Annotated in this window: 15 protein-coding genes; 10 read left to right on the forward strand and 5 right to left on the reverse strand. The window is 31.7% G+C overall.

Going from position 1 to position 16,021, the window contains the following annotated elements:
- The first annotated feature begins 40 nt into the window (after positions 1–40).
- Both GFJ99_RS02070 and GFJ99_RS02075 read left to right on the forward strand, forming a co-directional pair.
- Entirely contained in the window at positions 41–3,028 is a 2,988-nt protein-coding gene (locus tag GFJ99_RS02070; protein WP_153207327.1) for a leucine--tRNA ligase, read from the forward strand.
- Between the two features lie 308 nt (positions 3,029–3,336).
- Positions 3,337–4,026: a zinc metallopeptidase gene (locus GFJ99_RS02075; protein WP_153207328.1), complete on the forward strand. Its 690-nt coding sequence runs from the start codon at positions 3,337–3,339 to the stop codon at positions 4,024–4,026.
- An 86-nt stretch (positions 4,027–4,112) separates the two neighbouring features.
- Here the strand turns inward: GFJ99_RS02075 and GFJ99_RS02080 are convergent, their stop codons facing one another.
- Together GFJ99_RS02080 and GFJ99_RS02085 are read right to left on the reverse strand one after the other, a co-directional pair.
- A complete protein-coding gene (locus tag GFJ99_RS02080) occupies positions 4,113–4,583 on the reverse strand; it encodes an Lrp/AsnC family transcriptional regulator (protein WP_040470585.1) in 471 nt (156 codons plus the stop codon).
- A gap of 100 nt (positions 4,584–4,683) precedes the next feature.
- Entirely contained in the window at positions 4,684–6,054 is a 1,371-nt protein-coding gene (locus GFJ99_RS02085) for a saccharopine dehydrogenase family protein (RefSeq protein WP_153207329.1), read from the reverse strand.
- Positions 6,055–6,180: 126 nt separating this feature from the next.
- On the opposite strand from GFJ99_RS02085, the gene GFJ99_RS02090 reads away from it, so the two are divergent.
- The 5 genes from GFJ99_RS02090 (at position 6,181) to GFJ99_RS02110 (ending at position 10,920) form a co-directional block, all read left to right on the forward strand.
- Positions 6,181–6,567 carry a DUF423 domain-containing protein gene (locus GFJ99_RS02090; protein WP_153207330.1) on the forward strand — a complete coding sequence of 129 codons (387 nt, stop codon included), beginning with the start codon at positions 6,181–6,183 and terminating at the stop codon, positions 6,565–6,567.
- A gap of 69 nt (positions 6,568–6,636) precedes the next feature.
- Positions 6,637–8,262, forward strand: coding sequence for a phosphoenolpyruvate carboxykinase (ATP) (gene pckA / locus GFJ99_RS02095; protein WP_153207331.1), 1,626 nt, complete (start codon positions 6,637–6,639; stop codon positions 8,260–8,262).
- Positions 8,263–8,471: 209 nt separating this feature from the next.
- Positions 8,472–9,047 carry a sigma-70 family RNA polymerase sigma factor gene (locus tag GFJ99_RS02100; RefSeq protein WP_153207332.1) on the forward strand — a complete coding sequence of 192 codons (576 nt, stop codon included), beginning with the start codon at positions 8,472–8,474 and terminating at the stop codon, positions 9,045–9,047.
- Between the two features lie 44 nt (positions 9,048–9,091).
- Positions 9,092–10,144 (forward strand): FAD-dependent oxidoreductase, encoded by a 1,053-nt coding sequence (locus GFJ99_RS02105; protein WP_153207333.1) that lies wholly within the window; start codon positions 9,092–9,094, stop codon positions 10,142–10,144.
- Between the two features lie 74 nt (positions 10,145–10,218).
- Positions 10,219–10,920 (forward strand): type 1 glutamine amidotransferase domain-containing protein, encoded by a 702-nt coding sequence (locus GFJ99_RS02110; protein ID WP_153207334.1) that lies wholly within the window; start codon positions 10,219–10,221, stop codon positions 10,918–10,920.
- Positions 10,921–11,005: 85 nt separating this feature from the next.
- Here the strand turns inward: GFJ99_RS02110 and GFJ99_RS02115 are convergent, their stop codons facing one another.
- A complete protein-coding gene (locus GFJ99_RS02115; protein WP_153207414.1) occupies positions 11,006–11,755 on the reverse strand; it encodes a uroporphyrinogen-III synthase in 750 nt (249 codons plus the stop codon).
- Positions 11,756–11,772: 17 nt separating this feature from the next.
- Positions 11,773–12,438 carry a DUF4271 domain-containing protein gene (locus GFJ99_RS02120; protein WP_153207335.1) on the reverse strand — a complete coding sequence of 222 codons (666 nt, stop codon included), beginning with the start codon at positions 12,436–12,438 and terminating at the stop codon, positions 11,773–11,775.
- Positions 12,439–12,544: 106 nt separating this feature from the next.
- Between GFJ99_RS02120 and GFJ99_RS02125 the strand changes: the two genes are divergently transcribed.
- The 3 genes from GFJ99_RS02125 to GFJ99_RS02135 are packed head-to-tail and all read left to right on the forward strand — an operon-like array spanning position 12,545 to position 15,008.
- Positions 12,545–13,267, forward strand: a complete 723-nt coding sequence (locus GFJ99_RS02125) for a polyprenol monophosphomannose synthase (RefSeq protein ID WP_153207336.1) — start codon at positions 12,545–12,547, stop codon at positions 13,265–13,267.
- Positions 13,267–14,619, forward strand: coding sequence for a dihydroorotase (locus GFJ99_RS02130; protein ID WP_153207337.1), 1,353 nt, complete (start codon positions 13,267–13,269; stop codon positions 14,617–14,619). The genes GFJ99_RS02125 and GFJ99_RS02130 overlap by 1 nt, the downstream gene beginning before the upstream one ends.
- On the forward strand, positions 14,619–15,008 hold the full coding sequence (locus tag GFJ99_RS02135) for a DUF4296 domain-containing protein (protein WP_153207338.1): 390 nt from the start codon (positions 14,619–14,621) through the stop codon (positions 15,006–15,008). The genes GFJ99_RS02130 and GFJ99_RS02135 overlap by 1 nt, the downstream gene beginning before the upstream one ends.
- Here the strand turns inward: GFJ99_RS02135 and GFJ99_RS02140 are convergent.
- Positions 14,980–15,981, reverse strand: coding sequence for an NAD-dependent epimerase/dehydratase family protein (locus GFJ99_RS02140; RefSeq protein WP_153207339.1), 1,002 nt, complete (start codon positions 15,979–15,981; stop codon positions 14,980–14,982). The genes GFJ99_RS02135 and GFJ99_RS02140 overlap by 29 nt on opposite strands.
- Positions 15,982–16,021: the final 40 nt, after the last annotated feature.

Genomic DNA, 16,021 nt, shown 5'->3' on the forward strand with positions numbered 1-16,021 from the left:
TATTGTTTGGAACAATAAATAACAAATTATAAATCGTATCATGAAATACCACCACGAAAAAATCGAAGCCAAATGGCAACAATATTGGGCAGAATACCAAACTTTTGCTGCAAGTAACACTTCAGATAAGCCAAAATACTACGTATTAGATATGTTTCCTTATCCTTCTGGAGCTGGGTTACACGTTGGGCATCCGCTGGGTTACATTGCTTCTGATATAATTGCAAGATATAAAAGACATCAAGGTTTTAATGTGTTGCATCCGCAAGGGTACGATTCATTTGGTTTGCCAGCCGAACAATATGCTATTCAAACAGGGCAACATCCTGCAGATACAACGCGTATGAATATAGAAGGTGGTGTGGATAAATCAGGAAATACGATTCAAGGCTATAGAAATCAGTTAGACAGAATTGGTTTTTCTTTCGATTGGAGTAGAGAAGTGCGTACATCAAATCCAGATTATTATAAGCATACACAGTGGATTTTCATTCAATTATTCGAATCTTGGTACAATAAAACTGCCGATAAAGCAGAAAGCATTTGCACGTTAATGCAAGAATTTGAGAAAAACGGAAATGCGAATGTAAATGCGGTTTGTGATGATAACATCGCTCCATTTTCAGCTGAAGATTGGAAATCATTTTCATCGTCAGCACAACAAAAAATACTTTTACAATATAGATTAACCTATTTGGCCGAAACCGAAGTAAACTGGTGCGCGGCTTTAGGAACCGTTTTAGCGAATGACGAAATTGTAAACGGCGTTTCAGAACGTGGTGGACATCCCGTAGTTCGTAAGAAAATGACACAATGGAGTATGCGAATTTCTGCTTACGCGGAACGTTTATTGCAAGGTTTAAACGAAATCGATTGGAGTGAATCGATTAAAGAATCGCAAAGAAATTGGATTGGAAAATCAGTTGGAGCAATGGTTTCTTTTAAAGTCATTGCGAGTGAAGCAAAGCAATCTATTGAAGTTTTCACTACTCGACCTGATACTATTTTCGGAGTTACCTTCATGACTTTAGCTCCAGAACACGATTTAGTTGCTCAAATTACCACTCCAGAACAAAAAGCTGCTGTTGAAGCGTATGTTGAAGCGACTGCAAAACGTTCAGAACGTGAAAGAATGGCAGATGTAAAAACCATTTCAGGTGTTTTCACTGGTGCTTATGCTGAACATCCTTTTACAAAAGAACCAATTCCAGTTTGGATTGGCGATTACGTGTTAGCGGGTTACGGAACGGGTGCGGTTATGGCGGTTCCATGTGGGGATGAGCGTGATTATGCTTTCTCAAATTTCTTCAAAGGAACTAACGGAATGCCAGCAATTAAAAACATTTTTAACCAAGATATTTCAGAAGCCGCTTACGGAGAAAAAGGTGGTTTCGAATTAGTGAATTCTGATTTCTTAAACGGATTAGATTACAAATCGGGAACGAAAAAAGCAATTGAAGCATTAGAAAAAATAGGCGCAGGAAATGCTAAAGTAAATTACCGTTTACGTGATGCGGTTTTCTCTCGCCAAAGATATTGGGGCGAACCTTTTCCAGTTTATTACGTGAATGGTTTACCACAAATGATTGACAAAAAACACTTGCCAATTGTGTTGCCAGAAGTTGAAAAGTATTTACCAACCGAAGACGGACAACCACCATTAGGAAATGCAACGGTTTGGGCATGGGACGTTGAAAAGTCGGGAGTTGTGAGTTGTGAGTTGATAGATAACGTGAAAGTTTTTCCGTTAGAATTGAACACCATGCCAGGTTGGGCAGGTTCTTCTTGGTATTGGATGCGTTATATGGACGCACACAACACCGAAGAGTTTGCGAATGAAGAAGCACTTAAATATTGGGAAAGTGTCGATTTATACATTGGTGGAAGCGAGCACGCAACCGGACATTTATTGTACTCTCGTTTTTGGAATAAATTTTTAAAAGACAGAGGTTATGCACCAACAGAAGAACCATTTAAAAAACTGATCAATCAGGGAATGATTTTGGGGATGAGTGCGTTTGTTTATGTTCTTAGAGAAAAAGGAAAAATCTTTATAGTTCCTAAAAAAGTTAGAAATGAAATCGTTCACAATGTTAAATTATCATTACAAGATGAAAATTATTTTGAACCAACAGAATTGAATTGGTCTAATTTCATTTCAGATTTTAATTCAGGAAATGTTGAAAATATAAATATTCAGGAAATTCACGTTGATTTATCAGTAATTAATGATATTACAAATGAATTAGATATAGAAAAATTCAAATCACATCCTTTATATACTGATTATAAAGATGCTGAATTCATCTTAGAAGATGGAAAATACATTGTGGGTCGCGAAGTAGAAAAAATGTCGAAATCGAAATACAATGTGGTTTCGCCAGATGATATTTGTGAAGAATACGGAGCAGATACCTTACGTTTATACGAAATGTTTTTAGGGCCATTAGAGCAATCTAAACCTTGGAATACAGCAGGAATTACTGGAGTTTCTGGTTTCTTAAAAAAATTATGGCGTTTGTATTTTGATGATAACGGTTCAGTAATTGTAAACGATGAGCCAACAGCAGAAATGTACAAATCGTTACACAAAACCATCAAAAAAGTAACAGAAGATATTGAGAATTTCTCTTTCAATACATCAGTTTCGCAATTCATGATTTGTGTAAATGAATTGCAACAATTAAAATGTAATCACCGTGCGATTTTAGAACCATTAGCTATTTTAGTTTCACCATATGCACCACATATTGCTGAGGAATTATGGAGCGCTTTAGGTCACGAAGGTTCAGTTGCAACTGTTGCTTTTCCAAAATTTGAAGAAAAATATTTGGTAGAATCTGAAAAAGAATACCCAGTTTCGTTCAATGGGAAAATGCGTTTTACGATTAAGTTACCATTAGATTTAACGGCAGCCCAAATTGAAGAAATCGTAATGGCGGATGAAAGAACACAAAATCAATTACAAGGCAGAACACCAAATAAAGTGATTATTGTTCCTGGTAAGATTATTAATTTGGTAGGATAAGGACTTTTTTGTCATTCTGAACTTGTTTCAGAATCTATCATTGAATAACCGCAGATTCGCAGATTTTAATCTATGAGTCTGCGGTTTATTATTTCTCCTCTTTTAGAGGGGTGCCCGAAGCGTGTAGTGTCAAAATGTTTTAAAAAGAGTTTTTTATAATCAGCAAATCTGCGGTTTTTATTCTCTTTTTTGTAACATTTTTAATTTTTTACGTATAATAGGTAAACTAAAATGTCAAATTGTCATTTTGTAAATTTGGCTTATATTTTGATATAATTTAATAAATTTAATTTTTAAAATTTATAGATATGTTTGACTTAGGTTCTATGATAATTGGTGGAATTGTGATGTTGGTAAGTTGGTTAGTTTCAAATCGCTTACAATCTAAATTTGATTATTATTCAAAAGTGCATTTAAGAAATGGAATGAGTGGAGCTGAAATTGCTGAAAAAATGCTTTCAGATCACGGTATTCGTGATGTAAAAGTGATTTCTACTCCAGGAAGATTAACAGATCATTACAATCCTGCAGATAAAACGGTAAATTTATCTGAAGCAGTTTATAATCAAAGAAATGCAGCCGCAGCTGCAGTAGCGGCTCACGAATGTGGCCATGCTGTACAACACGCCCAAGCGTATAGTTGGTTAACAATGCGTTCTAAAATGGTGCCTATGGTGCAAATTTCATCTTCATTAGTGCAGTGGGTGTTAATAGGTGGAATATTAATGATTAATATCTTTCCATCTTTATTGTTAATTGGGATTATTTTATTTGCAGTAACCACTTTGTTTTCAATTGTTACACTCCCGGTTGAGTATGATGCAAGTAACAGAGCATTGGCTTGGTTAAAAAATAAAAACATGGTAAGCCAACAAGAATATGCTGGTGCCGAAGATTCATTAAAATGGGCAGCTCGTACATATTTAGTTGCAGCAATTGGTTCTATTGCTACTTTATTGTATTACGTAATGCGTTATGTAGGTGCTAGTAGAGATTAATTTCTAAAATTATATAAAACAAAATCCGTCAAATTTAAAGGTTTGACGGATTTTTTATTTTGTACTTCCAACTTTGTACTTCGTACCTACAATTGGATTTGTCTTTCTATTTGTTGTTCCAATGAAATATAGGTTTCCGTTCTTGAAACGCCATCTATCGGTTGGATTTTTTTGTTGAGTAATTGCATTAAATGTTCGTTATCTCTACAAATCAGTTTGATTAAAATACTCCAATTTCCTGTTGTATAATGACATTCTAAAACTTCTGGAATTTTTTTTAATTCTTTTACGACTTCTGGATTGCTAGAAGCTTTTTCCAAATAAATTCCAATAAAAGCCATTGTGCTATAACCCAAAACTTTAGTGTCAACTACAAATTTTGAACCCGAAATAACACCAGCTTGTTCTAATTTACGCAATCGTTGATGAATTGCAGCACCCGAAATCCCAATTTTATTGGCAATCTGTAAAATAGGTTTTCGAGCGTCTTCCATTAAGTCGCGAAGTATTTCCTTGTCGATTCCGTCGATTTCAATTTGCAAGTGATTTATCTTCATTTTCAATTTATTTGAAAGTAAAAATACAAAATCGATTTCAAAAAGCATAAAAAATCCGAAACCTATTACGATTTCGGATTAATAACTTTATAGTTTAAGATTAATTTTTAACATTTAAAGGATTGTAGCCTAAGTAAGGAACTTCCATTTCTTTAAAAATTACACCATAACTTTCTAATTCTTTTAAAATAGGGGTATAAACTTCTTTACTAATTGGTAATTGAACACCCGGAGTTGTAATTTCTTTATTTAGGATTTTTAAGGTTGCAATGGCAACAGGTAATCCTACGGTTTTAGCCATGGCAGTATAAATTTGGTCATCGCCAATACAAACCATGGTAGAATCAATTTGTTTTTTTTCTCCATTTAGTTCATAGCCAAATTTGTGATACATTACAATCATATCTTTATCATTTGGTTGTAAAGCCCATTTTTCGGCAAGAATTTTTTCTAATATTTGAGCTGGAGTTGCTTTTACTAATTCTACTTTTTTATCAGGATTAAACAAATCTAGTTCAACTAATTTATCCCAAATAATATCATCTTGATCAATTTTTTGTAAAGCACGTAATTTTATTTCAATAGTATCCGTTGGATGATAAGGTAAAAAAGAATTCGTAAATTCTCTATAACTCATTTCCTCAGAATTGTCAATTATATACGAGTCATCTGTCATTCCAAGTTGTACCAAAATATCCCAAGCTCTTGAATATCCAACACGTCTTATAGTTCCTCGATAGCATGTAAGTGCGTCATCTAAACCATAAACACTTCTGTATTTTAAAGAATCTCTATTGGCGTAGGCTTCAAATCTACCATAATTTTCAACTTCTAAAAATTCAGTTCTTCTAAAAAGTTTCGAATACGGAATGTATTTATAATTTCCTTCCTGAATAAATTTTGCTGCACCACCTTGTCCTGCTAAAACTACATTTCTAGGATTCCAAGTAAATTTATAATTCCATAAATTGGTATCGCTTTCAGGAGCTACTAAACCACCACAAAACGATTCAAATAAAATGACATCGCCTCCTTTTTCTCTAATTTCATCTAAAACTTTCATGGCACTCATATGGTCAATTCCTGGGTCAAGACCAATTTCGTTCATAAAAATTAAGTTGTTTTCTTTAGCTGCGGCATCTAGTTCTTGCATTGCTGCACTAATATAAGAAGCGGTAACCATGTGTTTTTTGAATAAAATACAATCTTTTGCAATTTCTACGTGCAAATGAGCAGGAAGCATTGATACCACAATATCTGCTTTTTGAATTTCGGCTTTTCTTTGACTTTCGTTAAAAATATCAAGTCCTATTGCAGTCGCATTTTTGTGATTATTTGTTTTTTGTTTAGCTAATTCTTCAGATAAATCACTAATTGTGATATGAAGGTTTTCCTTTTCGGAATTTTCTAAAAGGTATTTTATAAGTGATGAAGCAGATCTACCGGCTCCAATAACTAAAATATGTCTCATCTTTTGATGTGTTGTAAAATATCACACGAAGATAGTGAAATGTTATATTTATAAAAATTAATTCTTGATTTATGTCATAATTTAACATAAAAACTTTTGCTATCTTTGGTCTCAAATTTAAAAAAAATGGATAAAAAAATTCTTTTAGTAGCTGCCTTTTTAGGATTTTCAGCTATTATTCTAGGAGCTTTTGGCGCACATGCTTTAAAAAAAGTACTTTCTATTGAACAATTGCAATCTTTTGAGGTAGGGGTGCGTTATCAAATGTATCATGCTTTGTTTTTATTTTTTATTGGAACTTTTGCTTTTTTAAATGAAAAAGAGCGTTTAATCATTTTTTGGTTAACAATTTCTGGGGTATTGTTTTTTTCAGGATCTATTTATCTATTAGCTACAAATGGCATTACAAACTTAAAAACTAAATTTTTAGGACCAATTACACCAATAGGTGGGTTGTTGTTAATTTCGGCCTGGAGCTATTTATTTTACTCTATTTTAAGTAAAAAACAATAATTTAAAACGCTATCTGAAATTAAATTTATAATTTTGCACTTTATTTAAACACAACATAACAAATATTTTATGGATACAAATAATCAAATTACGAAATCGATTTCGTTAGAAAAATACGGAATCGTTAATGTATCAGAAATAATCTACAATCCTTCTTATGAATTTTTATATAATGAAGAATTAAATCCAGCTTTAGAAGGCTTCGAAAGAGGTCAATTAACAGAACTAGGAGCGATTAATGTAATGACAGGTGAATTTACAGGTCGTTCTCCTAAAGACAAGTACATTGTTAAAGATAGTGTTACAGAAAACACTATTTGGTGGAATTCTGATAAAGCGGCTAACGACAATAAACCAATTTCTCAAAACACATGGAATGCATTAAAGGAAACTACAGTTAATCAACTTTCGGGTAAAAGATTGTTTGTTGTAGATGCTTTTTGTGGTGCTAATGAAAATACAAGATTAAAAGTTCGTTTTATTATGGAAGTGGCATGGCAAGCTCACTTTGTAAAAAATATGTTTATCCGTCCTACGGAAGAAGAATTAGAAAATTTTGGTGAGCCAGATTTTATTGTAATGAACGGTTCAAAAACAAGTTTTAAAGATTACGCAAATCACGGATTAAATTCTGAAGTGTATGTAGCATTTAACTTGACAGAGAAAATCCAATTAATTGGTGGAACTTGGTATGGTGGAGAAATGAAAAAAGGATTGTTCTCTATGATGAACTATTACTTACCATTACAAGGGATTGCTTCAATGCACTGTTCAGCAAATAAAGGGAAAGATGGTGATGTAGCTGTTTTCTTCGGATTATCAGGAACAGGAAAAACTACTTTATCTACAGATCCAAAACGTGAATTAATTGGAGACGACGAACATGGTTGGGATAATGATGGTGTTTTTAACTTTGAAGGTGGATGTTATGCAAAAACTATCGATTTAAGCGCAGCAAATGAACCAGATATTTATGGTGCAATTAAAAGAGATGCATTATTAGAAAATGTAACAGTTGATGCTAATGGAGAAATTGATTTTAAAGATGGATCGGTTACCCAAAACACACGTGTTTCTTACCCTATTGATCATATTGAAAATATTGTAAGACCCGTTTCTAAAGCAGGTCATGCTACAAAAGTTATTTTCTTAACCGCTGATGCATTTGGAGTAATGCCTCCAGTTTCTAAATTAACTCCTGAGCAAACTAAATATTACTTCTTATCAGGATTTACAGCTAAATTAGCAGGAACTGAAAGAGGGGTAACACAACCAGAACCAACATTCTCAGCTTGTTTCGGAAAAGCATTCTTATCTTTACATCCAACAAAATATGGTGAAGAATTGGTTAAGAAAATGGAGCAACACAATGCTACTGCTTATATGGTTAACACAGGTTGGAATGGTACAGGAAAGCGTATTTCTATTAAAGATACACGTGCAATTATTGATGCCATTTTAGATGGTTCTATTGAAAATGCAGACACGAAAGTAATTCCAGTATTTAACTTTGTTGTTCCTACTGCATTACACGATGTAAATCCAGCAATTTTAGATCCAAGAGACACGTATGAAAATGCAGCTGAGTGGAATACAAAAGCAGAAGATTTAGCGTCAAGATTTATTAAAAACTTTGTTCAATATACAGATAACGAAGAAGGAAAATCATTAGTAGCGGCTGGACCTCAGTTGTAAGCTAAGAAATTTATATAGTAAAAAAGTCCCGAAATTTTCGGGACTTTTTTGTTGAAGAAACAAATACTATAAAATTAGTAAACAGAAAGTTCTTCTTATATAATGCTAATTTTTATTTCTATATAGATTAGTAATTTTTATTTTTTTTAGAAATTTGCAGGTATTTTGGACGTTTATTTAAAAAGATATAATTAAACAACTATTCAATAATGGAAGATTGTAATATATTTGAAATATGGGAAGATTATAAGTCTTCATTGCTTGGTTATATTCAAAAGAGAGTGGACGATAGAGACGACTCAAAAGATATTTTACAAGAAGTTTTGTTAAAAAGTTATCAGTTTTGTTCAAAAGGGAAAACGGTTCTAAATCTAAAATCATGGCTTTATAAAATAACTCAAAACGCAATTATTGATTATTATAAAAAAGACAATAAAAATATACCATTAGAATTTGATGTAAGAGAAGAAGATAATGAAAATTCTTCTATTGGTGAGGCCTCAGAATACATTAAGGTGCTATTAAAACTTTTGCCAGAAGAGTATGCAAAACCATTATACATGTATGATTTAGAAAATATAGACCAAAAAACAATTGCAGAGAAGCTAAATCTAACTTTACCAAATACTAAGTCGCGTATTCAAAGAGGCCGTGTTAAATTAAAAGAACGATTTTTAGAATGTTGTATAGTGGTTTTTGATACAAATGGAGAAATGATAAGTTTTGACATTAAGCCTGAATGTACTTTGCTTCAAGATGAAAAAGAGCGTTTAAATAAAATTTAAGTTATTTTGCATCTTTTTTATTTTTTTTAGTCTTAACTCATAAAATGAAGAAAGTAATAATTATTGGAGGTGGTTTAAGCGGTTTAACAATTGCTTATAATTTAAAAAAACAAAATGTACCTTTTCTAATTCTAGAAGCGCAAGGTAATTTAGGAGGTAGAATTAATACAATAAAAGGTGTGTTGAATTCTCCTATGGAAATGGGAGCAACATGGTTTAATAATTCTCATACTCATTTAATTCAGCTTTTGGAAGAATTAGAAATTAAATATTTTCCTCAACATATAGAAGGAAAGACAATTTTTCAAACGCATTCATTTCAACCGCCTCAAATTTTTTATGTTCCAAATTCGGAGCAACCTTCTTATCGAATAAAAGACGGCACTTTTGCAATAATTGAAAAACTTATTTCAATTGTTGGAAAGGAAAATATTTATACAGGCATAGCAGTTAATGAAATTATTGATAAAGGAGACCATGTGGTGCTAGTTGATTCTTTGAGAAACTCTTATATGTCTGAAGTAGTAATTTCAACTGTTCCACCTCAAATACTTATTGAAAATATCCAGTTTAAACCTTCGTTGCCATTGCAATTATCTAATTTGATGCCAAAGGTCCAAACTTGGATGAGTGGTTCAATTAAGTTTGCGGTAGAATATGAATCCCCTTTTTGGCTAGAAAATGGTTTTTCTGGAACAATATATAGCCAATCAAGTATTGCGGTTGAGGTTTATGACCATTGCAATTATGAAGCCAATAAATTCTCATTAGTAGGGTTTTTAAGTGGATCCGCTATTAATTATAGTATTGAACAAAGGGAGCAACAGGTTATAAAACAAATTGAAACCCTTTTTGGATCAATTACACCTAGATATATTTCTTACCATGAAAAAGTATGGAATAATCAATATATTTTATCAACTAAATCAAATTTTTTACATGCTCATCAAAATAATGGGCATCAAATATTGCAGTTTTCTTACATGAATGACAAACTATTTTTTGCAGGAACAGAAACATCTTCTATACATCCGGGGTATTTAGACGGTGCTGTATGCTCTGCAAATAGGGTGTCTAAAATTATTTTTGAAAAATAATTAATCTTTTTTTGCATCTTTTTCTGAAATGCTAGTCTTAGAGACATAATTTTTAATTACAAAATAATTTAATCATGAAAACAGGAAACATTCAAAAAAGAGTATTGCTTATTATGTCATCTTATGATGATATGGGAATAAGTGGAAAACAAACAGGAACTTGGTTTACAGAACTAGCTGCGCCTTATTACATTCTTACAGATGCTGGTTATGAAGTAGTATTTGCTTCTCCAGATGGAGGTGAAGCTCCTATTGATTTATTAAGCATGAAAGTGCCGTTTACTACAGAGTATACAGATAAATTTTTTAACGACCCCGTAGCATTGTTTGCGGCAAAACACACAAGAAAGTTGCGCAATATTGATTACAATACTTTTGATGCTGTTTTTTTTCCAGGCGGGTACGGTCTATTAACAGATTTAGCATCTGATCAATTTGTAGTAAAATTAATTAAGGATTTCTATGAAACTAACAGACCAATTGCTATGGTGTGTCATGCGCCAGCTATCCTTAGAGATGTTAAACTATCTAATGGGGAATATTTAGTAAAAGGATTGAATCTTACTGGATTTAAAGATGAAGAAGATGCTGAAATAGAATTAGACAAACATTTATTATTTTCTTTAGAGCAAGAATTAAAAGGGAGAGGTGCTAATTATAAAAGTGTTGCAAATTGGGAACCTAATGTTGTTGTAGATGGAGTACTTATGACGGGACAAAGTCCTGCTTCAGCAGCGCCTTTGTCGATAAAATTAGTAGAGGTACTTGGGAATTAATGAATAAATATTAAAAATATTTATTGTTAGGAATTCTATAAAAGAAAGAGGCTGTTTTAAACAGCCTCTTTCTTTTATAGAATTTTTATTTTCCTTTATTTACTTCAGCAACATATTTTTCTAAAGCTCCAGTCATCGATGGAGTTCCAGGGCTTGGCGCCATAATATCTACACGTAAACCTCTGTCTAAAGCTTCTTTATGAGTTGTAGTACCAAAAACAGCTATACGAGTATCGTTTTGTTTAAAATCAGGGAAATTTTTAAATAATGATTTAATACCAGTAGGACTAAAAAACGCTAAAACATCGTAATACACATCTTTTAAATCTGTTAAATCACTCATTACCGTTTTGTAAAAAGTTCCTGGAACCCAATTTACTTTTAATCCATCAAGAGTTTGTGGAATATCGGCATTTAATTGATCAGAAGAAGGTAGTAAGAATTTCTCGTCTTTATATTTCTTAATTAAAGGAGACATATCAACAAAATCTTTTTGACCTACATATATTTTTCTTTTTCTATAAACTACATAACGTTGCAAATAGAAAGCGACAGCTTCAGATTGACAAAAATATTTTAAATCTTCAGGTATTTTATAGCGCATTTCTTCTGCTACTCTAAAAAAGTGATCTACAGAGTTACGACTAGTTAAAATAATAGCTGTGAAATTATTTAAATCGATTTTTTGAGCTCTTATCTCTTTAGCAGGAACACCTTCAACATGAATGAAGGGTCTAAAATCAACTTTTACCTTTAGTTTATTTTGAAGCTCAAAATAAGGAGAATTTTCTACTTTAGGCTCTGGTTGTGAAACTAATATTGTTTTCACTTTCAAATTTGACATATTTCTCTCTAATTTTTTGTAAACCAATTATAAATAAAATAGTAAGGTGCTATTTCAAGGGTGCAAAGATATAAAATAAAATAAAATATTTTACGTAATAATAAATTTTGATATAATTTTAGTGCAACCAAGTAAGTAGTGATGTTTATAGTGATTAATGTAATTAATAAAATCTTAAAGAACCAGTCGGAATTTATTGTATTGTAGAATAAGATAATGTTTATAGGTAGCAAAATAAATCCAAAATAGGCTCTGTAATTTACTTTTAGTAAATTAAATTGTTCGTTAAATTCTTCAATTTTAAATGCAGTAGCAATAATTTTCTCAATCAAAAATTTGGAAAGAATAAAAACACTAAGAAAAGTGAAGATTTGGATATAAATGATTAGGTCTGTTTTTACTGCTTTGTTGAATTGATTCAACATTAATAAAGTAAAAAAGGAAAATGAAATCAATTGCAATACAAACATTGAAATTGTAAAGCCACTCATTAAGTTACTACTGTCTTTATAAATTTTGGTATATTTATCAGAGTATGCTAAACGAGTAAATTCATTAAAACGAACAGAAGAAATAGTTTTGTTTACTGCAATTATAGTTAAGCAAACAATAAACAAAATGACTGCCCAGTCTTTGCTTTCTAAAATTCGGTCGTGTAATTGAATTGCTAACATATGCGCACAAAATTACAAAAAATAGTGTCATTTTCATTATTATAAAATTATTAAGAATTGTCTACAAGAAATAGTTTATTTTTGCAATCAAAATACAAGATTTTATATGACAAAGGGTGTTGTTATAATTCCTACATTTAACGAAATTGAAAATATTGAAGCAATAATTAAGGCTGTTTTTGCTTTGAAAACTCCGTTTGATGTTTTAATAGTTGATGATAACTCGCCTGATGGAACTGCCGATAAAGTGAAAGAGATTCAACAAGAATTTCCTACTCAGTTACATTTAAAAGTTCGTATGAAAAAATCTGGATTAGGAACGGCTTATGTTGCTGGATTTAAATGGGCAATTTCTCACGGGTATGAGTATATTTTTGAAATGGATGCCGATTTTTCTCACAATCCTAATGATTTAGAAAAATTATTAGCAGCTTGTGAAAACGGAGCTGATGTGGCTATCGGATCTCGATATTCTAATGGGGTAAATGTTGTAAATTGGCCTTTAAGTCGAGTTTTATTGTCGTATTTTGCATCGGTTTATGTAAGAATGATTACTGGAATGAAAATTGCAGATGCAACAGCAGGTTTTAAATGTTATAAAAGAATTGTATTAGAAACAATTAATTTAGATAAAATAAAATTTGTAGGTTATGCGTTTCAAATAGAAATGAAATACCGTGCTTTTGTGAATAAATTTAATATCGTTGAAGTCCCAATTATTTTTACCGATAGAACAAAAGGACAATCTAAAATGAGCAGTGGAATTATCAGAGAAGCTGTTGTAGGAGTAATAATGTTGAGAATACGTAAAATATTTAATAAATTATAATGAGTGCCAATACATATTTAATTAGAAATGCCAAAATTGTAAATGAAGGTGTAGTTTTTGAAGGAGATATCTTAATTGAAAATGAATTTATTAAAGAAATTGCTGAAAAAATAAGTGTAAAAACATCAGACTGCGTTATTATTGACGCAGAAGGAAGTTATGTTATACCTGGAGCAATTGACGATCAAGTACATTTCAGAGAGCCAGGGCTTACTCACAAAGGAACAATAGAATCAGAAAGTAAAGCTGCTGTTGCAGGAGGAATTACGTCTTTTATAGAACAGCCAAATACGGTTCCAAATGCTGTTACTCAAGAATTATTAGAAGATAAATATCAAATTGCAGCTAAAACATCATATGCAAATTATTCGTTTATGATGGGCGGAACAAATGATAATTTAGAAGAAATTTTAAAAACGAATCCAAGAAATGTTGCGGGTTTAAAACTTTTTCTAGGATCATCAACAGGTGATATGTTAGTTGATAGTACGGCTTCTTTAGAAAAAATATTTTCATCTACTAAATTATTAATAGCTGTTCATAGTGAAGATGAAACTATTGTAAAAAATAATTTAGAAAAATATAAAGAAATATACGGAGATGATATTCCGGTAAGTAAACATCCCGAAATTAGAAGCGAAGAAGCATGTTACAAATCTACAGAAAGAGTAATTGCTTTAGCTAAAAAAACTGGAGCTCGTTTGCACGTTTTTCACATTTCTACAGCAAAAGAATTAGATTTATTTACAAATAAAATTCCTTTAGAAGAAAAACAAATTACAGCAGAAGTGTGTATTCATCATTTATGGTTTACAGATGCGGATTATGAAACAAAAGGATCTTTAATAAAATGGAATCCAGCCGTTAAAACTCAAGCAGATAAAGATGGACTTTGGAAAGCATTATTAGACGATAGAATTGATGTTGTTGCTACAGATCATGCTCCTCATACTTTAGAAGAGAAAATGAATTTATATACTACTTGCCCTTCAGGTGGGCCGTTAGTTCAACATGCTGTAGTAGCTATGTTTGAAGCGCATCATCAAGGAAAAATATCGGTTGAAAAAATTGTTGAGAAAATGTGTCATAATCCGGCAAAAATTTTCAAAATCGAAAAAAGAGGGTTTATCCGTGAAGGATATTATGCTGATATTGCTATTGTTAATGCATACTTGCCTTGGAATGTAAAAAAAGAAAATATAATTGCAAAATGTGGTTGGTCTCCATTTGAAGGATATAACTTTAAATCAAGAATAACACATACTTTTGTAAATGGAAAATTAGTTTATCATAATGGTAAAGTAAAAGAAATGAAAGTAGGTCAACGATTATTATTTGAAAGAAATTTATAATGAAACAGTTGCTTTTTTTATTTATTAGCTTATTCGTGGTTTCTTGTTCAAAGAATCCAACTCCTAAACCAGATAAATTGTTAGATGAGGAAGTAATGGTAAATATTATTTTTGATATTTCAATTCTTCAGGCAGCAGATGGTTCCTTTACATATAAGTTAGCAGAGGCTGATATTGAAATGGATAAGTATATTTTTGAAAAGTATAAAATTGATAGTACAACGTATAGTCAAAACCAACGTTATTACGCTTCGGATCCTAAAAAATATAAAAAAATTTACAGAAAAGTAGTTGAGCGAATAGAGCAAGAACAAGAAAAAATTAATAAAGCATCTAAAAAAGATAACGACACTACAGATATTAAAAAAGACTTTGGTCCAGTAGATTAGTTGTTAAATATTCTTCCTTTTTTTGAAATATAAATTCCATTTCTAATTTAACTTTAGAAGCATCGTATACACTAGTTGAATGAGAAGCTGCTGCCGTATTTTGAGTTAATTTCCTTTTTCTATTTAATAATTTAGCCAGCAACCAATCAAGGCGCCAAGCTATAGAGGTCATTGTTTTTGTAGCTTTTATTGTCGGACTTTTCACATTAAGTATATTAGCAATAAATGTTAACAGTTTTTTAGTTTCAATATTTTCTCCTACAAGAATAAATCGTTCGCCATTAATAGAACTTTTCATGAGTTGAATCATGCAATGGGTTACATCTTCAACGAATACAATTCCTATGCTTCCTTTTGTGTAAAATGGCATCCCTTTTTTTACCGATTGTATAATTACATCGCTACCTCTTTTTGGAAATCCATAACCAAAAATTACACCTGGATTCACAATTACGACTTCTAAACCTTCTTGTTGGCCTCGCCAAACTTCCATTTCGGCACCATATTTTGTAATGGCATAATCGCTATGCAGTTCTTCAGGATTCCAATCCGTTTCTTCGGTGATAGTTGTTTCTTGCTCTTTAGGTGTTCCTAAAGCCGCAATCGAACTTACATGACATAGTTTTTTTACACCAAAATCAATGCAACAATTTACAACGTTGGCAGTTCCCTCTATATTAATTTTTCTAAGTTCTTCTTCATCGCTTGGATCAAACGAAATTAAAGCAGCACAATGATACACGTGAGTTACTTTTTCAAAAGCAATTTCCAAAGTTGGAACATCGGTAATATCTCCTTTTACCCAATTGATTTTATCAAAAAGGGCTGTTTGATTATGAAAAGCAAAAACATTCTTTACTTTTTCAATTTGTTTTTCAGAACGAAATAGTGCTTTTACTTCCTCATTTTCTTGAAGAAGTTGCACTAATAAATGCGAACCTACTAAGCCTGTTGCTCCTGTGACTAAAATCATGATGTAAAAATAGCAAATCTTTTAAAAACGGACTAACTTT

Source organism: Flavobacterium sp. LMO6 (assembly GCF_009495795.1).
Taxonomy (GTDB): Bacteria; Bacteroidota; Bacteroidia; order Flavobacteriales; family Flavobacteriaceae; genus Flavobacterium.